Annotated in this window: 15 protein-coding genes; 11 read left to right on the forward strand and 4 right to left on the reverse strand. The window is 65.0% G+C overall.

What is annotated here, in order from left to right; translation table 11 throughout:
• Positions 1–10: 10 nt before the first annotated feature.
• From lpdA to C7H84_RS17480, 3 genes are all read left to right on the forward strand, one after another.
• The gene (gene lpdA / locus C7H84_RS17470; RefSeq protein ID WP_121859933.1) at positions 11–1,441 is read left to right on the forward strand and encodes a dihydrolipoyl dehydrogenase; all 1,431 of its coding nucleotides are present in this window, start codon (positions 11–13) and stop codon (positions 1,439–1,441) included.
• 98 nt (positions 1,442–1,539) lie between these two features.
• A complete protein-coding gene (gene zapE / locus C7H84_RS17475; RefSeq protein ID WP_121859934.1) occupies positions 1,540–2,637 on the forward strand; it encodes a cell division protein ZapE in 1,098 nt (365 codons plus the stop codon).
• 144 nt (positions 2,638–2,781) lie between these two features.
• Entirely contained in the window at positions 2,782–3,192 is a 411-nt protein-coding gene (locus C7H84_RS17480) for a transposase (protein WP_162999297.1), read from the forward strand.
• Between the two features lie 102 nt (positions 3,193–3,294).
• Here C7H84_RS17480 and C7H84_RS17485 read toward each other — a convergent pair whose 3' ends face one another.
• The 4 genes from C7H84_RS17485 to C7H84_RS17500 all read right to left on the reverse strand — a co-directional run bounded on the left by C7H84_RS17485 (position 3,295) and on the right by C7H84_RS17500 (position 8,710).
• Positions 3,295–3,756, reverse strand: coding sequence for a DUF2147 domain-containing protein (locus tag C7H84_RS17485; protein WP_121859936.1), 462 nt, complete (start codon positions 3,754–3,756; stop codon positions 3,295–3,297).
• Between the two features lie 167 nt (positions 3,757–3,923).
• A complete protein-coding gene (locus C7H84_RS17490) occupies positions 3,924–5,609 on the reverse strand; it encodes a POTRA domain-containing protein (protein ID WP_121859937.1) in 1,686 nt (561 codons plus the stop codon).
• 145 nt (positions 5,610–5,754) lie between these two features.
• Positions 5,755–7,104, reverse strand: coding sequence for a collagen-like triple helix repeat-containing protein (locus C7H84_RS17495; RefSeq protein ID WP_121859938.1), 1,350 nt, complete (start codon positions 7,102–7,104; stop codon positions 5,755–5,757).
• A 40-nt stretch (positions 7,105–7,144) separates the two neighbouring features.
• A complete protein-coding gene (locus tag C7H84_RS17500; RefSeq protein ID WP_121859939.1) occupies positions 7,145–8,710 on the reverse strand; it encodes a collagen-like triple helix repeat-containing protein in 1,566 nt (521 codons plus the stop codon).
• Between the two features lie 673 nt (positions 8,711–9,383).
• Between C7H84_RS17500 and C7H84_RS17510 the strand changes: the two genes are divergently transcribed.
• The 8 genes from C7H84_RS17510 (at position 9,384) to C7H84_RS17545 (ending at position 16,654) form a co-directional block, all read left to right on the forward strand.
• Positions 9,384–9,548 (forward strand): Flp family type IVb pilin, encoded by a 165-nt coding sequence (locus C7H84_RS17510; protein ID WP_011656702.1) that lies wholly within the window; start codon positions 9,384–9,386, stop codon positions 9,546–9,548.
• A gap of 80 nt (positions 9,549–9,628) precedes the next feature.
• Entirely contained in the window at positions 9,629–10,129 is a 501-nt protein-coding gene (locus tag C7H84_RS17515; protein WP_121859940.1) for a prepilin peptidase, read from the forward strand.
• Entirely contained in the window at positions 10,126–10,596 is a 471-nt protein-coding gene (locus C7H84_RS17520) for a TadE/TadG family type IV pilus assembly protein (RefSeq protein ID WP_121859941.1), read from the forward strand. Before C7H84_RS17515 ends, C7H84_RS17520 begins: the two co-directional genes overlap by 4 nt.
• A gap of 88 nt (positions 10,597–10,684) precedes the next feature.
• Positions 10,685–11,593, forward strand: a complete 909-nt coding sequence (gene cpaB, locus C7H84_RS17525) for a Flp pilus assembly protein CpaB (RefSeq protein ID WP_121859942.1) — start codon at positions 10,685–10,687, stop codon at positions 11,591–11,593.
• Positions 11,594–11,658: 65 nt separating this feature from the next.
• A complete protein-coding gene (locus tag C7H84_RS17530) occupies positions 11,659–12,993 on the forward strand; it encodes a type II and III secretion system protein family protein (protein ID WP_121859943.1) in 1,335 nt (444 codons plus the stop codon).
• Between the two features lie 45 nt (positions 12,994–13,038).
• Positions 13,039–14,316: a fimbrial protein gene (locus C7H84_RS17535; RefSeq protein ID WP_121859991.1), complete on the forward strand. Its 1,278-nt coding sequence runs from the start codon at positions 13,039–13,041 to the stop codon at positions 14,314–14,316.
• A gap of 3 nt (positions 14,317–14,319) precedes the next feature.
• Positions 14,320–15,675 (forward strand): CpaF family protein, encoded by a 1,356-nt coding sequence (locus C7H84_RS17540; RefSeq protein ID WP_121859944.1) that lies wholly within the window; start codon positions 14,320–14,322, stop codon positions 15,673–15,675.
• Positions 15,668–16,654: a type II secretion system F family protein gene (locus C7H84_RS17545; RefSeq protein ID WP_121859945.1), complete on the forward strand. Its 987-nt coding sequence runs from the start codon at positions 15,668–15,670 to the stop codon at positions 16,652–16,654. The genes C7H84_RS17540 and C7H84_RS17545 overlap by 8 nt, the downstream gene beginning before the upstream one ends.
• Positions 16,655–16,658 lie beyond the last annotated feature (4 nt).

Genomic DNA, 16,658 nt, shown 5'->3' on the forward strand with positions numbered 1-16,658 from the left:
AAGGATTGTCATGTCCAAGGAATTTGACGTCGTCGTGATCGGCGCCGGACCCGGCGGCTACATCGCCGCGATTCGCGCCGCGCAGCTCGGCAAGACCGTTGCCTGTATCGAGAAGTGGAAGAACCCGGCCGGCGCGCTGAAGCTCGGCGGCACCTGCCTGAACGTCGGCTGCATTCCGTCGAAGGCACTGCTCGCGTCGTCGGAAGAGTTCGAGAACACGTCGCATCACTTGGCCGACCACGGCATCACGGTCGACGGCGTGAAGATCGACGTCGCGAAGATGCTCGGCCGCAAGGATGCGATCGTCGAGAAGATGACGAGCGGGATCGAGTTCCTGTTCAAGAAGAACAAGATCACCTGGCTGAAGGGCCATGGCAAGTTCACCGGCAAGACCGACGCCGGCGTGCAGATCGAAGTGAGCGGCGAAGGCGAAGCCGAAGTCGTCACCGCGAAGAACGTGATCATCGCGACGGGTTCGAAGGCGCGTCACCTGCCGAACATCCCGGTCGACAACAAGATCGTGTCGGACAACGAAGGCGCGCTGACGTTCGACACGGTGCCGAAGAAGCTCGCCGTGATCGGCGCGGGCGTGATCGGCCTCGAGCTGGGCTCGGTGTGGCGTCGCCTGGGTGCCGAAGTGACGGTACTCGAAGCGTTGCCGGCATTCCTCGGCGCTGCCGACGAAGCGCTCGCGAAGGAAGCGGCCAAGCTGTTCAAGAAGCAGGGCCTCGACATCCATCTCGGCGTGAAGATCGGCGACGTGAAGACGACCGCCGACGGCGTGTCGATCGCTTACACGGACAAGGACGGCAACGCGCAGACGCTCGACGCCGACCGCCTGATCGTGTCGGTCGGCCGCGTGCCGAACACCGATAACCTCGGCCTCGAGGCAATCGGCCTGAAGGCGAACGAGCGCGGCTTCATCGACGTGGATGATCACTGCCGTACGGCCGTGCCGAACGTCTACGCGATCGGCGACGTGGTGCGTGGCCCGATGCTCGCGCACAAGGCGGAAGACGAAGGCGTGCTGGTCGCGGAAGTGATCGACGGCCAGAAGCCGCACATCGACTACAACTGCATTCCGTGGGTGATCTACACGTACCCGGAAATCGCATGGGTCGGCAAGACGGAACAGCAGCTGAAGGCCGAAGGCCGCGAGATCAAGTCGGGCAAGTTCCCGTTCTCGATCAACGGCCGTGCGCTCGGCATGAACGCACCGGACGGCTTCGTGAAGATGATCGCGGATGCGAAGACCGACGAACTGCTCGGCGTGCACGTGATCGCGGCGAACGCGTCGGACCTGATCGCGGAAGCCGTGGTGGCGATGGAATTCAAGGCGGCGTCGGAAGACATCGCCCGCATCTGCCATCCGCACCCGTCGATGTCGGAAGTGATGCGCGAAGCGGCGCTCGCCGTCGACAAGCGCTCGCTGAACAGCTGAGCGCGGTCTAGCGCCGGCCGGCCATCGGCCGGCGCAGCCGTCTCATGACGAAGGCGGGCGGGGTTTCCCGCCCGCCTTCGTTTTTTCCGGTTTGCCCGATGAACGTCACCGAATACTACACGCGCGAATTGACCACGCGCGGCTATCAGTCCGATCCCGCCCAGCGCGCGGCCGTCGATCGCCTGCAATACTGCTTCGACGAATGGGTCGAGTACAAGGCGCGCCGCTCGAACGCGTTCAAGAAGCTCATCAATCATCCGGACCTGCCGCGTGGCGTGTACATGTGGGGTGGGGTGGGCCGCGGCAAGAGCTTCCTGATGGACAGCTTCTACGCGGTGGTGCCCGTGCAGCGCAAGACGCGTCTGCATTTCCACGAATTCATGCGCGAAGTGCACCGCGAACTCGAGGAACTGAAAGGGCAGGCCGATCCGCTCGACGAGCTTGCACGACGCATCGCGAAGCGCTACCGGCTGATCTGCTTCGACGAATTCCACGTGTCGGACATCGCGGACGCGATGATCCTGTACCGGCTGCTCGATCGCCTGTTCAACAACGGCGTGCAGTTCGTGATGACGTCCAACTACGATCCCGACGATCTGTATCCCGATGGCCTGCATCGCGACCGCATGCTGCCGGCGATCGCGCTGATCAAGGAAAAGCTCGACGTGCTGAACGTCGACGCGGGTGTCGACTATCGCCAGCGTACGCTCGCGCAGGTGCGGATGTATCACACGCCGCTCGGCGCGGACGCCGATCGCGAACTGCGTCATGCGTTCGCGAAGCTCGCCGCGGTGCCGGACGAAAGCCCGCTCCTGCACATCGAGAAGCGCGAACTGAAGGCGCTGCGCAAGGCCGACGGGGTGGTCTGGTTCGATTTCGCGACGCTGTGCGGCGGCCCACGTTCGCAGAACGACTATCTCGAGCTGGCCAGCCGTTTCCACGCGATCGTGTTGTCGGAGGTGCCGCAGATGTCGCCGCGGATGGCGTCCGAGGCACGGCGCTTCACGTGGCTCATCGACGTGCTGTACGACCACAAGGTGAAGCTGCTGATGTCTGCTGCGGTGCCGGCGGAGCAGTTGTACATCGAAGGGCCGATGGCGAACGAGTTCGCGCGCACGGTGTCGCGGATCGTCGAGATGCAGTCGAAGGAGTACCTCGAAACGCCGCGTCGCATCGTCGATACCTCGCTGACCTGATCGCAGTTGCCGGCAAGTGCCGGACTTCAAACGTCAATTCCGGTCAAATTCTCGCAATCTCGGGGTATTTTCGGACTTGTCTTATGTTCACCGTTGAGGTCGGCCGATATCGTTGTGTCATGGTTCCTAAGGCTGGAGATGTCCATGACACCGTATCGCGATCTGACCGACCAGGAGTGGCGCTGCGTCGTACCGCTTCTTCCTGACATGCAACCGCGCACCGAGTTGCGCGGTCGACCATTGGCCAACACGCGCGCCGTCCTGAACGGCGTACTCTGGGTCATTTATAGCGGCGCGACGTGGTCCGCGATGCCGCGTCGCTACCCGTCGTACCAAACGTGCCATCGCCGCTTCAAGGTGTGGCACGAGACCGGCACGTTGATGCAGGTGATGCACGCGTTGTATGGCGACGCAGGCGTGAAACTGTGCAACCAGCTGTCCACGCGGATGCGCAAGCACGCGCAATCGAAGGCGGCGGAAGTGCGGAGTGCGGCGGCACCGGTGTATCGCGCACCGGGCGGCTGTGCACCGGATGCACTGAAGCACGCAGCGTGATGTCGACCGGTTTTCTTCACGTCGACATCCAAACAAAATCGGCCTGACGACGTCGTCGCAGGCCGATTTTTTATTGCGTCACGAATGTCGACGCATGCCGCGTTATTGCGCGCGAACCCATGTCTGCGACCGGCCGAGCAGCGATACGCCGATGTAGCCGCGCACCACGAGTTTCTGGCCACCGTCTTCCAGCGCCATCTTGCACTTGTAGACCTTGCCGTTTTCCGGGTCGAGAATGTTGCCGCCGTCCCAGTGGTCGCCGTCCTTCTTCATCGCCTTGATGATCGTCATGCCCTTGATGAGCTGATCCTTGCGCTCGTCCGTGCATGCGGTGCAGCGGCGATCGGGCGTGTCGTTGGCGCCGAGGCCCTTGACGACCTTGCCCGACAGCGAACCGTCGCCGTCATCGGCGATCTGCACGAGCGCCTTCGGCTGATGCGTGTTGTCGTCGATCGTCTGCCACATGCCGATGGGGCTGTCGGCTTGCGCGAACGTGGGAGCGGCACAAGCGAGCAGCGCACTTGCGACGGCCAGTGCACGCAGCGGGCGGGTCAGTTGAATCATTGTCTTCCTCCTTGTTTCGTGTCGTGTTCGATGTGCCCGCACGACCGTCTGCATGGGGCGGTGGCATGTTGCGAGCTTTCCCAGAATACGTGAAACCGCGCGCGGCGTTTTGATAGAGGGGACTCTAATCGAAACAGCCCGCGAGACGCGGGCTGTTTGGTGTCCGATCAGTTGAGCTGATACGAGAACGACGCATTCACGCGGGGGCTGCGCGATGCGCTTTCGACCGGCGCGTCGCCGACCGGCTTCGCGATATTCAGATCGAGACTGTAGTAGCGGCTGTCCGTAAACCGCACGCCGATACCGACCGACGACAGGCGACTCGGCGACGGCGTACCCGTGTGCAGATACACGCGCGCCATGTCGTACGCGATGTACGGTATGACTGACTTCATATACGTCCAGCCGGGCGTGAAGCCGCGGTTGACCTCCAGCGACATCCCCCAGCCCGAGTCGCCTGACGTTTCGCCCGGCTGGTAGCCGAGTGCATAGCGCGTCGAACCGAACGAGACCTGCTCGGACGTCGGCAGCGAGTCGGGGCTGTACTGGCCGCTGAGCGAGACCGACGTGCCGATCTTGAACGGCCATTCGTTGGTCTGCGTGAAGGTCGCGCCGGTGCGCACGAACGTCAGCGAAACGGGGCTGTCCGACGACGTCGTGTTCGAGCCGATCGTCACGTCCTGCGCTTTCGACGCGCCCAGAATGTTGAAACCCTTTGCGACATTGACGCTCAGCTTCTGCACCTGCTTGGCCGACACGCTCGTGTAATCGAGCTGCATCTGCAGCACGCGAACTTGCGAGCGCGTGTCGATGCTGTTGCCGTTGATCTTGCTCTGGTAACGGTCCTCGTTGTGCGACGCATAGCCCGACACGGTGCCGAGCAGGCTGCGCTGGTTGTTCAGCAGCAACGGATAGGATGCCGAAAGACCGAGCTTCTCGTTCTTGACCGTGCGCTCGACCGACGACGGCAGGCCGGGGTTGTCGGTCGGCTTGCCGCGATAGGTGCTGGCGTCGAGGCGCGTGACGAGGCCGCTGCTGCCGACCGGCACGGAGCCGCTGAACGCGACGTAGGTCTGCTTGTCTCGTCCCGGCGGTACCAGCGCGGAAATGCTCAGTTGCTCGCCGAACGACGTGAGGCCGTTCTCCGTCGCGGTGATGAGACCCTGCACGCCCGGGTGATTGAAATCGATGCCGGTACTGACATTGAACGCCTTGCGGTCGACGTCCAGGTCGAGCGTCGTTGCACCGTCGGTTGTTTGCGGCGGCGGCACGTTGGCCTTCACCGTGACGCCCGGCAGCAGTCCGAACGTATTCACGTAGCGTTCGAACGTTGCGCGCCGCAGCGGGCGGTCGGCCGTGATGTGCGCGGCGATCGCGCGGATCTTCGATTCCATTGCGCCGGGCTTGCCGGTGACCTTCACGTCCGACACGTAGCCTTCGACGACCGTGACGCGCACCACGCCGTTCTCGAACGTCTGCGCGGGAATGAACGCGAACGACAGCGCATAGCCGCGATCCTGGTACAGCTTGGTCACGCCGTTGGCGGTTTCGATCAGCTCGCCGATCGTGATGTCCTTGCCGACGAGAGGTGTGAAGCGACGCGAGATTTCGTCGAACGGCACCGACTTCACGCCTTCGACCTGGAAGGTCGTCGGCGTCAGGTGCCGCGACAGCAGCTCCTGTAGCTGCGGTGCCTGCGGCGCGACCTGCACGGTGACGCTCGGGCCTGTTTTCGGTGCGTTGATCTGCGGGAGGGAATCGAGCGGGTTACCTGCCGCGCGTGTCTGCGCGTGTGCCGTGCCTGCTGCCGCGATGGCGAGCAGCATCATCCAACTGTCGAGTCTGGATTTCATTGTTCTTCCTCGTAGGCCTTGCTTTTCGTCTTCTTTGTTATGCGCTCGCGCGACACACAGGGTGTCGCGCGCCGCGTGCCGCATTGCCGGTTGTGCTTGTACGGCCGCGCCTTCCGCTCCGGCTGCAAAGGCGCGACCGTCCTCCTTACTTGCCGACGCTGCCCAGCGTGCCCAACAGTCCCGTTACCGGCGCGAGGAGCCCCGTCGAGCCGCCTGACGATGCCGCACCCGTCGCGCCGCCGACGAGCGATGTGACCGGCGCGAGCGGATTCGACGAAGCCCCGGACCCCGCCGCACCGCCGACTGCTCCGGTGACAGTATTCAGCAAACCGGTGACGGGCGCGAGAGGATTTGCCCCGCCTGCGCCACCCGTTGCGCCGCCGAGCGTGCCCGTCACCGTCGATACGAGGCCCGTGACCGGCGCGAGCGGGTTGCTGCCCGCGCTGCCCGTGGCACCGCCGACCGCACCCGTGAGCGAACCGAGCGGCGTCGAGCCGAGGCCCGACAACAGGCCGCCCAGCGGGTTCGTCGAGCTGGAGCCCGACGACGAACCGCTCGGGACGGTCGCGGTCGAGCCGCCGACGAGGCTCGTGATCAGGCCGGGAATCGGTGCGGCGCCATTCGGGCCGTTCGGGTTCACGAGGCCGCCCGCGTTGGTCACGGTATTGCCGACCGAGGTCACGAGCTGGCCGACGTCGCCGACGAGCGGCTGGTTCGACGTGCCGGCGACCTGCTTGCCGGCCGAGCTGATTGCACCGCCGATCTGACCCAGCAGGCCCGACACGGGTTGTCCGAGGCCGGTGGTCGTGCCGACCTGCTGCGTGACCTGGCCGGCGGTGATCACCAGCGGCGTGATCGCCGAGCTGAGCGGTTGCGTCACTTGCTGCACGGCGCCCGACGACAGCGTCGAGCCGATCGTCGTGCCGGCGGCCGACAGGCCGTTGGCGACGGTGTCGAGCACGGTGCCGACCGGCGTCGTGACAGGCGCGAGCGGCGCGAGCTGGCCGGTGCCGAGTGCCTTGACCGTCGAACTGAGGCCGGACACGGTGTTGCTCGTCGCGCCGACGACGTTGCCGAGACCGGCGACCGTCGTGCCGACCGGATCCTGGATCGAGCCGGTCTTCCCAAGCCCGTTGCTCAACGCATCGGCGGCCGCGTTGATGATCGTGCCGGTGCTCGAGACGGTGCTGCCGACGCCCTTCGTCACGCCGTCGCCGAGGCCCGGGACGCTGACGTTGCCGATCGTGCTGCCGAGATCGGTCGCGGTCTGGCCGAGCGTGGTGACAGCGCCCTTGGTGGCGTTGGGCGAGCCGCTGGTGCCGCTCGTTCCGCTGGTACCGCTCGTGCCACTCGAGCTGCCGCCGTTGCTGCTGGTCGGTGGCGTGCTGACGCTGTTGCCGCCGCAGGCGGACAGCAGGCAGGCTGCGGCCAGGGCGGTGAGGGGAGCGCGCCATTGGCGCAGGGCGAACGTCGTGATGGAGCGTTGCTGGGACATGATGGACTCCTCGCTGTCTTGTCGATGAATGGGTGTCGGGTTACTTGTGCGTGGCGCCGAGCAGGCCGCCAATCAGCGACGTGACGGGTGCGAGCAGGTTCGAGCCCGAGCCGGAGTTCGTGACGGCGCCCGTGCCGCCGCTCAGTGCCGGTGCGCCGGCCGTGCTGGTGACGGCGGGAACCGGAGCAGCAATGGGATTGCCGCCGGCCGTTACGCTGCCGAGGGCGCCGGTGACGAGGGCGGTTACGGGGGCGAGGGGGCCGCTGCTGCCGCCTGCCGCTCCACCCAGTGCGCCGGTGACGGTGGAGACGAGGCCGGTTACTGGGGCGAGGGGGCTGCCGCTGCCGCCTGCCGCTCCGCCGAGTGCGCCGGTGACGGTGGAGACGAGGCTGGTTACGGAGGCGATGGGGCTGCCGCCCGCTGCGCCGCCCAGCGCGCCGGTGACGGTCGACACGAGGCCGGTGACCGGAGCCAGCGGACCGCCGCTGGTGCCGCCCGTTGCGCCGCCCAGGCCGCCAATGCTCCCGAGGAGGCCCGTGAGCGGTGCGAGCGGATTGGTCACGCCACCGGTGCTGCCCGTGAGCAGGCCGCCCACTGCCTTCACGGTATTGCCGGCCGACGAAACGGTGTTGCCGAGGCCGGTCGTGACGGGGTTGCCGCCGGTCGATGCGATCACTGCGCCGCCCTGGTTCAGGCCGTTGCCGATCGTGCCGAGCAGCGTATTGACCGGGGCGCCGAGGCCGGTGGCCGTCCCGATCGTCTGCGTCGTCTGACCGACCATCGTCGTGATCGGCGTGATCGCCGAGCTGACCGTCTGCGTGACCTGCTGGATCGGACCGGTCGACAGCACGTTGGACAGCGTGGTGCCGCCGTTCGCTACCGCGTTGCCGACCTGCGTCACGAGGCCGCCGACGGCACCGGTGACGGGGGCGAGCGGCGACAGCGGGCCGTTGCCGAGACTCGTGACGAGGTTGCCGGTCTGCGTGACCGCACCGCCGAGCTGGTTCACGACGCCGCCCGTGCTGGCGACGGTGATGCCGACCGGATCCTTCGCTGCGCCGAGCTGGCCCAGACCGTTGCCAAGACCATTGCCGAGCGCCGTGACCGCGCCGCCGACGTTCTGGATGATGCTTCCTGCTGCCTGCGTCGTGCCCGGGTTGACGCCGGGCAGCGACTGGCTCGCGACGACGCTGCCAAGGCTCGACACGGTGCCGCCGAGGCTCGTGACGAGGTTGCTGTTGTTTGCGAGGAGGTTACCCACTGCATTCGACGACACCCCGGAGGTGCCGCTCGTGCCGCTGCTGGTTCCGCTGGTCGTCCCGCTGGTCGTTCCACTCGTCGAGCCGCTGGTGCTGCCGCTCGTCGAGCCACTGGTCGAGCCGCTGGTGCTGCCCGAAGTGCTGCCGCTCGTCGAACCGGACGTGCCGCCCGAGGTGCCGCCGCCCGACGTGGAGATGGAATCGCCACTGCCGCCGCTGGAGCCGCCGCTGATGCCCTTGCTGATGGAACCGGAACCGCCGCAGGCGGAGAGGGAAAGCATGGCTGCCACGGTGGCCGCGATCATAGTCGTCCGGAGCGTGCCATGAGGGATAACCTGAATGTCCATTTCGTCCTCGCATTGAAGCTGATGTTGTGTTGAGTGATGCGAGGATTACTCTGCAACTGTCGTGCCATTTCGACCGATGACGGTTCGACGATTGGTTTTAAACGCAGCAATTCCTTGTCGGAAAAGGAATTTGTGGAAATTGAAAGATTGTTGAAACTCTTTAAAAGCGGCTAGATGAGAACGGTTTCGGTCGCTTCGTAACGTAACGTCACACCATTGGCGTTACGCGTGCGGCGTAACGTGGGTGCGCGTGCCGGCCTGGCGGGTGGCCTGATTGTTTTACTGGTGGATTAGGTGTGCACATCTAACCTATCGTTAATCCTATGTGTAAGTCGTACCGAAACGCCGTACAAATACGGTGTGCTCGCGGAAAGTTTTTTCGATCCGGTCTTAAAAGAGGTTGGAAGTTAAATAGGTTCGGAGATAGAATCGGGAGCAGGTGTAAGCAAATGTACAGTTTGGTACACGACGTTCGAGGAGGATCACTATCGCGAATGTTAACTTGCATCAAATCATGATACATACCCCTCGGGGTGACATATAAAGAAAGCGCACCTGGTCGACGTTACATAGAAGTAGCGAACGACGTGGGGCAAGGGCCAGATATGCGGGGATGTACAACGTATAAAAGGCCAAAAAACGTACAGTACATACAGGCACGAGGAATTAAAAAATGAAAGCACTCATCAAGCGCTTCCTTAAGGAAGAAGACGGGGTTACCGCGATCGAGTATGGGCTGATTGCGGGTCTGATTGCGGCCTTGATCATTACCAGCGTGACGACCATCGGCACGAAGATCGCGGCTCTGTTCTCCACGATTGCCAGTTCGTTGCCCTGACCTTTGCGGTTCGTTGGGGGCGGGCGGGCCGCGGTTGCGGCTCGCTTGCCGTTACATGGGCATGCGCGGTCGGTTGCGATATGGCATATCTCGTCAGCACCAGCCTTTTTTTTGCCTGGGCCGCTCTTGTTGCTGCCGGTGATATTCGATTTCGGCTTGTCCGGAATTCGCTGGTCATCTGCGGAGGCGTCGTTGCGCTCGTCAGTTCACTGATAAACGCAAATCCGTTTGGCATTTCAATCGGGCAGTCATTGATCGGCATGCTGGTCGGTCTGGTCAGTTTTTTCCCGCTTTTTGCGATGCGCTTCATGGGCGCGGCGGACGTCAAGGTGTTTGCGGTTCTCGGCGCGTGGTGCGGTTTGCCGATATTGCTCTGGCTGTGGGTTATTGCCAGCCTTGCTGCCGGATTGCACGTGCTTGCGTTGATGCTGCTCACTCGTACTCCGCTTGGCGCGTTGTGGGTGCGCGGATTGCCGGCAATGGCGCTCAGTGGCCGGCGCTCGACACCTTACGCGGCGTGTCTCGTCATTCCCGCTGCAATTTGGCTGGCCTATCTCGTGGTGACCTGGAGCGGGCGATGAAACGACAGTATCGACCGGGCGCGCGCTTGCGGGAGCAGGGGGCAACTGCTGTCGAGTTTGCGCTGGTATTTCCGCTGTTTTTCCTGATTCTGTACGCGATCGTGACATTCGGTCTGATCTTCGCGGTTCAGCAGGGGCTGACGCTCGCGGCGACCGAGGGTGCGCGTTCCGCGCTGAACTATGTCTATGAGGCGAACGGTTCGGGCACGCAGGCACTGACGGACCGCGCGAGCGCGGCAAAGGCGACCGCCGTCGGCCTCACTTCGTGGCTGACCAATGTCCAGATACCGACGCCGGTATCGGGCGCTTGCAGCTACGACCCGACGATGTATTGCGTGACGGTCACGGTGACCTATCCATACCAGGCGCATCCGTTGGTTCCGTCGTTGCCCTTGCTCGGTTTGGTCACGCCGAAGCAGCTTACGGGCAAGGCCACCGTCCAGATCAATCCGGCAACCATCCTATGAGCCGCGCAGCACACACGGCGGGTCACCTGCACGCAGCGGTGCCCACGCTCGAACATAACAACATCAATCTACGGCACCGACATTCACCATGGCCAACAACTTGACGAAGATCATCGCGGGGCTGCTGATCGCAATCGCTGTCCTGCTCGGGATCTATGCATGGACGCTTGGCCGCGCGCCGGCCCATCCGCCGGTTGAGGCGATGTCCACTGCAACGGCGCAGTCGGTGCCGATCGTCGTGGCGGCACGCCTGCTGCCGGGCGGTCAGCCGATTCCCGCCGACGCATTGAAGCTCGCGCAGGTTCCCATGCTGCCGACGGGCGGGTTCAGCGATCCGACGCCGCTCGTCGGTCGCGTGCCGGCAAACGACATTCCTGTTGCTGCGCCGGTGCTCGAAGGCGGGTTGACTTCCGGGCTGGCCGATCAGGTGGCACTCGGCGAGCGCGCCGTCGCCGTCAAGGTCGACGAAACCAACGCTGTCGGCAACCGGTTGCGGCCCGGCAATTTCGTCGACGTGTTCCTGAATCTGCGGCGCGACGGTTCGGGGGGCGCGCAGGCGAACTCGGAGATTCCCGGTACGCAGGCACGCCTGCTGTTGTCGAAGGTTCGTGTGCTGTCGTTCGGCGATGCAACCTCGGATCGGGACGGCGGCGGCGGGCCGAGCGGCGCGGTGCGGACCGCGGTGCTCGCCGTGCCGACGGCACAGGTCGATGCACTCACGCTGGCAGAAGCAAGCGGCCGCCTGACGCTCGCGCTGCGCAATCCGCGCGACGCCGACGTCGCGACACGGACGGTTGCAGTTCGTACGGGGGGCGGCGACGCGACGCCATCGGCGCTGGCCGCGAGCGGGGTTTGGCTGGACGACCTGTCGGGCGGGCGTGCGCGCTTTGCACTGCGCGCCCCGGCTGCCGCCCCGCGGGCGCCCATCATTGCCCGGGGAGGCGGAAGCAGCATCGAAGTCATTCGTGGCGGGCGTGCCGAAACGGTTGCCTATTGACATCAACATACGATCATCGACAGCAGCTACGGAAGAGAGAGGGCCGCGCGACGGCCTCCGACACAATGACAAAGAAACTGATTGCATACGCGATTGCTATCTGGGCCATGACTTTTGCCGTCCTGAGCGGGGCTGCCGGGACAAACGGGTCGATTGACCTGGCGGTCGGCTCGCAACGACAGGTAGCGGCGGGTCGCTCGCTGCAACGGATCGCAGTGGGTGATCCGGCCGTCGTCGACGTGCTGGTCATGAAGGGCAGCCATGCAGGGTCGGTGCTGCTGGTCGCGAAGGCACCGGGTTCGACGAACGTGCTGTTATGGGAACGGGGGCGCGACGAGCCGACGGTATGGAACGTCAATGTCGTGGATGCGGCGGCTCAGGCAGTACTCGATGGTTCGGGGCCGAAGGTCAAGGCCTATGGCGGTACCGCGGTCCTGTCGGGCTCCGCGGCATCACTCGATGCCCACGAACGCGCCGCGGCCATCGGCAAGCGGATGGGCGGCAAGGACGGCGCCGTGATCGACGCATCGACGGTCGGTAACCGGAGCGTCGTGCAGGTCGACGTGCGCGTCGTCGAATTCAGCCGCTCGGTGCTGAAGGACGCGGGGCTCAACTTCTTCAAACAGAGTAACGGGTTCGCCTTCGGCGCGTTTTCGCCGGGCGGCCTGCAGTCGGTGACAGGCGGCGCGACGTCGGGTTTTCAGGCGACGGGCGGGATCCCGATCGCATCGGCCTTCAACCTGGTCGTGAATTCCGCCGGTCGCGGCATCTTCGGCAATATCTCGATTCTCGAAGCGAACAATCTGGCTCGCGTGCTTGCGCAGCCCACGCTGGTGGCGCTGTCGGGGCAGAGCGCGAGTTTTCTCGCCGGCGGCGAAATCCCAGTGCCGGTGCCGCAGGCGCTGGGCTCGACGGCGATCGACTGGAAACAGTACGGCGTTGGCCTGACGCTGACGCCGACCGTGCTGAGCCAGCACCGGATCGCGCTGAAGGTCGCGCCTGAATCGAGCCAGCTCGACTTTCAGCACGGCGTAACGATCAACAGCGTGTCGGTGCCGGCCATCACGACGCGGCGCGCGGATACGACGGTGGAACTGGGCGATGGCGAGAGCTTCGTGATCGGCGGCCTGATCGACCGCGAAACGATGTCGAACATCAGCAAGGTGCCGGTCCTGGGCGATCTGCCGATCATCGGCGCGTTCTTCAAGTCGCTGAATTACCAGCAGAACGACAAGGAACTGGTGATCATCGTGACGCCGCATCTCGTGGCGCCGATCGCGAAGGGCGCGCCGCTGCCTGCGACGCCGGGCGAGTTGTCCGAGCAGCGCGACGGGCCGGTCTGGCGTTCGTATCTTGGCGGCATCGCGTCGCCGGATGCCGCGCCGGGATTTTCGAAATGACCGCACGGCGCGGCGTCGCGCGATATGGATTCGGGGGTATTCAACATGAACGCGAGAACCCAATCATTGGCTGAGCCCGCCGTGACAGACTATTTCGTATGCGCATCGCACCAGGACCAGCATCTCCGCTGGCTCGGCGACACGCTCGTCTCGGCCGGTACGGTGGAGGCCGTGTCGCTGGAGCCCGGCGCGCTGGCCCAGCGCATCTCGGGGCTCAATCCAGCGATCGTCTTCATCGATTTTTCCCGTGCGCACGCCGAAGCCAGTGCGGCAGCAGCAGCAGTGCGTCTTGCGCACCCGAGCCTGCCGGTCGTCGCGCTGGGCACGCTGGCGGAGCCCGAAAGCGCGCTCGCCGCGCTGCGGGCCGGCGTGCGCGATTTCATCGACGTATCGGGCAGTGCCGAAGACGCGTTGCGTATCACGCGCGGGCTGCTCGAGCATGCCGGCGCGGAACCGGCCAATCGCCACGGCAAGCTGGTCGCGCTGCTCGGCGCGCGTGCCGGGATGGGCGTGACGACGCTCGCATCGAACCTGGCCGTGTGGCTGCACAAGCGGGCGGCTGCCAACGTCGCAGGCGACGCGTCCGCATTCGGGGTTGCCACGCCGCATGCGCGGCAAACGGCGCTCGTCGACCTCGGCCTGCCGGCGGGCGATAGCGCGTTGTTCCTCAACACACGGTGCGAATTCCACTTTGTCGAGGCGGTGCGGAACCTGCGCCGCATCGACCGGACGTTCGTCAACACAGCACTTGCGCGACATTCGAGCGGCGTCGCACTGACGACGCTGCCGCCGAACCTTGCCGATTTGCGCGACGTGTCGTACGCGGCGTGCGTCGGTCTGCTGAATCGGTTGCGCGCGTTCTTCGATCAGCAGCTCGTCGATCTCGGCGGCTTTACCAACCTGGAGTTCGTCGCGCAGATTGCAGCCGTTGCCGATGAGGCGTGGCTCGTCTGCGATCAGGGCGTCGCGTCGATCGTTTCCGCGGTCGATCTGCTCGAAGGGCTGCGCGATGCAGGAGTCGATCTCGGCAAGACGCGTCTCGTCGTCAATCAGTACGACGCGGCGCTGAGCCTGACGCCGGCCCAGATCGCGGACCGGCTCGGCATCGCGTTGCTGACGACGCTGCCTGCGCGGCGTGTGTCGATCGCGCAGGCGGCGAACCAGGGCCGACTCATCGTCGACATGGCCGAGCGCGATCCTTATGTGCGCGCCCTCGAGCCGCTCGCGGAGCGACTGACAGGGACGGCGGCGGCCGGCAAGAACGCCGCGTCGGGCCTGTCCGTGCTCAAGCGTTTCATTCAACCTTCGTCCAAGCGTTCGTAAGCGATGGCACACGACATCCAATTTGCCGACGGCGCCGCGCCGTTCTCCCAGTCGCAGCAGTTCCATGACATCAAGAATGCCGCGCACGAGCACCTGCTGACGCGCATCGAGGAACTGGGGGCCGAATTCGGCCGTTGGTCGCGCCAGGCGATCAACCAGTTCGTCGATCTGGAAATCGACAGCTTCGTGCGTTTGCGCCGCATTCCGCTCAACGAGAACGAGGTGAGGGCGATTGCCGAGGCGCTGACCAAGGAGCTTGCGGGGTTCGGGCCGATCGAGGATCTGCTCGCCGATCCGCAGGTCGAGGACATCCTGATCAACGGCTACAACGATATCTACGTGTCGCGCCACGGGATCCTGGTCAAGCTGCCGATTCGCTTTACCGACAACGCGCACCTGCTGCGCATCGTGCGCCGCATCCTCGCACCGATCGGCCGGCGCCTCGACGAATCGAATCCGATGGTCGATGCGCGGCTGCCGGACGGCGGGCGCGTCAACGTGGTGATCGAGCCGTTGTCGATCGACGGGCCGGTCGTGTCGATCCGGAAATTCCGCAAGGATCCGCTGAAGCCGGCCGATCTGCTCGGCAACGGCACGTTCAATGCGGAGGTCGGCGCGCTGCTCGAGGCGGCGGTCGAGGCGCGCTGCAACATTCTCGTGTCGGGCGGGACGAGCTCCGGCAAGACGTCGCTGCTCAATGCACTCGCGTTCCACATTCCCGAGCCTGAACGCGTCGTGACGATCGAGGATACGGCCGAACTGTCGCTGAACCACCCGCATGTCGTGCGCCTCGAAAGCCGGCCCGGCGGCTTCGACGGAACCGGTGTCGTGTCGATTCGCGACTTGCTGCGCAATACGTTGCGGATGCGCCCGGACCGGATCATCGTCGGCGAAGTGCGCGGCGGCGAGGTGCTCGAGATGCTGCAGGCAATGAACACGGGGCACGACGGCTCGATGGGCACCGTGCATGCGAGTTCGCCGCGCGAGTGTCTCTATCGTCTCGAGATGCTGGCCGGCTTCGCCGGCTTCCAGGGCACGGAATCGAGCCTGCGCCGGCAGATAGCGAACGCGATCGACTTCATCGTGCAGATCGGCCGTCTGTCGAACGGGCGGCGCCGGATCCTGTCGATCACCGAGGTGACCGGACTGTCGGACAACATCATCGCGACGCAGGAACTCTATCGCTACGAGGCGCGTGTGACACCCGAAGGCGAAGAAGTCGACAACTGGGAGTCGCTCGGCATTCATCCGCACTCGCCGAAGCTCGCCCGCTTCCGTCAGACGCTGCAGGGCGGCTTCGGCGGCGGTGGCGGGTTCGGCGGCGGGTTCGGCCGCGGGGGCGGGGGTTTCAATGTATAGCGTGCTGGCAATGGCGCTTCTGCTCGCCGCCGCCGCGCTGTTGCTGTGGCGGCACGGCGAGATGAAGCGCGATCGCGCCGACGTGCAACGCTTCATCGACAGTCGGATCGACCCCGGTGCACGAGCGGGCGGCATGCCGCAGCGGGACACTCGGGTGGCGCCCCCCAACGCTGGCACCGCGGCCGTGACGGCACGCGTGGCGCCTGCCGTCCCGGCTTCGCAATGGGGGCGCTGGCGCGCAATCGCAACCGAGTATTTCGCCAACGTGGCAAGCCGTGCGGGAATCGAGGACGCACGCGGCAAGGCGCTGATTGCGCTGCTGGCGCTGATCTGCGCCGGGTTCGCTGCAGGCGACCGGGGCGGCTGGCTCGGCGGGATCGCAGCGCTCGTCTGCGGGGCCGCGCTGCTCGTGTTCTGGCTGGTGTCGCGGATTCATCGGCGGCGCCTGATGATCGTTCGCCAGCTGCCGTCGTTTCTCGATGGGATCGTGCGGTTGGTCACGCTGGGCAATAGCGTGCCGGCTGCATTCCAGGCCGCGCTGCAAACGACCGAGGTGCCGTTGCGCGGTTGCCTGGACCACGTGTCGAGGATGCTGCGCACGGGCGTCGAGATCGACCGCGCGATGATGCATGTCGCGAGCGTCTACCACACCAGGGAATTCGAACTGGTGGGATCGGTGCTGCGGCTTTCGGTCCGGTACGGCGGTCGCGCAGACGTCATGCTGGACCGGATGTCGACGTTCATGCGCGACCTCGAACAGGCCGAGCGGGAACTGGAAGCGATGTCTTCGGAAACGCGCCTGTCCGCATGGGTGCTCGTCATGCTGCCGATCGCGATCGGCAGCTTCGTCATCGCGACCAATCCGCTCTATCTGCAGTCGATGTGGAACGACTACACCGGTCGCCAGTTGCTGGTCCTCGCGTTCATGCTGCAGGTCGCGGGTGGAATCTGGCTTTACCACATGGCCAAACTCAGGTGACGGC

This window comes from Burkholderia sp. Nafp2/4-1b, from assembly GCF_003635165.1.
Lineage (GTDB): Bacteria > Pseudomonadota > Gammaproteobacteria > Burkholderiales > Burkholderiaceae > Burkholderia.

Excerpts from the sequence above, each read along its gene's own strand:
- lpdA (WP_121859933.1), top strand. The coding sequence starts at position 11 with ATGTCCAAGGAATTTGACGTCGTCGTGATCGGCGCCGGACCCGGCGGC.
- zapE (WP_121859934.1), top strand. The coding sequence starts at position 1,540 with ATGAACGTCACCGAATACTACACGCGCGAATTGACCACGCGCGGCTAT.
- C7H84_RS17480 (WP_162999297.1), top strand. The coding sequence starts at position 2,782 with ATGACACCGTATCGCGATCTGACCGACCAGGAGTGGCGCTGCGTCGTA.
- C7H84_RS17485 (WP_121859936.1), bottom strand. The coding sequence starts at position 3,756 with ATGATTCAACTGACCCGCCCGCTGCGTGCACTGGCCGTCGCAAGTGCG.
- C7H84_RS17490 (WP_121859937.1), bottom strand. The coding sequence starts at position 5,609 with ATGAAATCCAGACTCGACAGTTGGATGATGCTGCTCGCCATCGCGGCA.
- C7H84_RS17495 (WP_121859938.1), bottom strand. The coding sequence starts at position 7,104 with ATGTCCCAGCAACGCTCCATCACGACGTTCGCCCTGCGCCAATGGCGC.
- C7H84_RS17500 (WP_121859939.1), bottom strand. The coding sequence starts at position 8,710 with ATGGACATTCAGGTTATCCCTCATGGCACGCTCCGGACGACTATGATC.
- C7H84_RS17510 (WP_011656702.1), top strand. The coding sequence starts at position 9,384 with ATGAAAGCACTCATCAAGCGCTTCCTTAAGGAAGAAGACGGGGTTACC.
- C7H84_RS17515 (WP_121859940.1), top strand. The coding sequence starts at position 9,629 with ATGGCATATCTCGTCAGCACCAGCCTTTTTTTTGCCTGGGCCGCTCTT.
- C7H84_RS17520 (WP_121859941.1), top strand. The coding sequence starts at position 10,126 with ATGAAACGACAGTATCGACCGGGCGCGCGCTTGCGGGAGCAGGGGGCA.
- cpaB (WP_121859942.1), top strand. The coding sequence starts at position 10,685 with ATGGCCAACAACTTGACGAAGATCATCGCGGGGCTGCTGATCGCAATC.
- C7H84_RS17530 (WP_121859943.1), top strand. The coding sequence starts at position 11,659 with ATGACAAAGAAACTGATTGCATACGCGATTGCTATCTGGGCCATGACT.
- C7H84_RS17535 (WP_121859991.1), top strand. The coding sequence starts at position 13,039 with ATGAACGCGAGAACCCAATCATTGGCTGAGCCCGCCGTGACAGACTAT.
- C7H84_RS17540 (WP_121859944.1), top strand. The coding sequence starts at position 14,320 with ATGGCACACGACATCCAATTTGCCGACGGCGCCGCGCCGTTCTCCCAG.
- C7H84_RS17545 (WP_121859945.1), top strand. The coding sequence starts at position 15,668 with ATGTATAGCGTGCTGGCAATGGCGCTTCTGCTCGCCGCCGCCGCGCTG.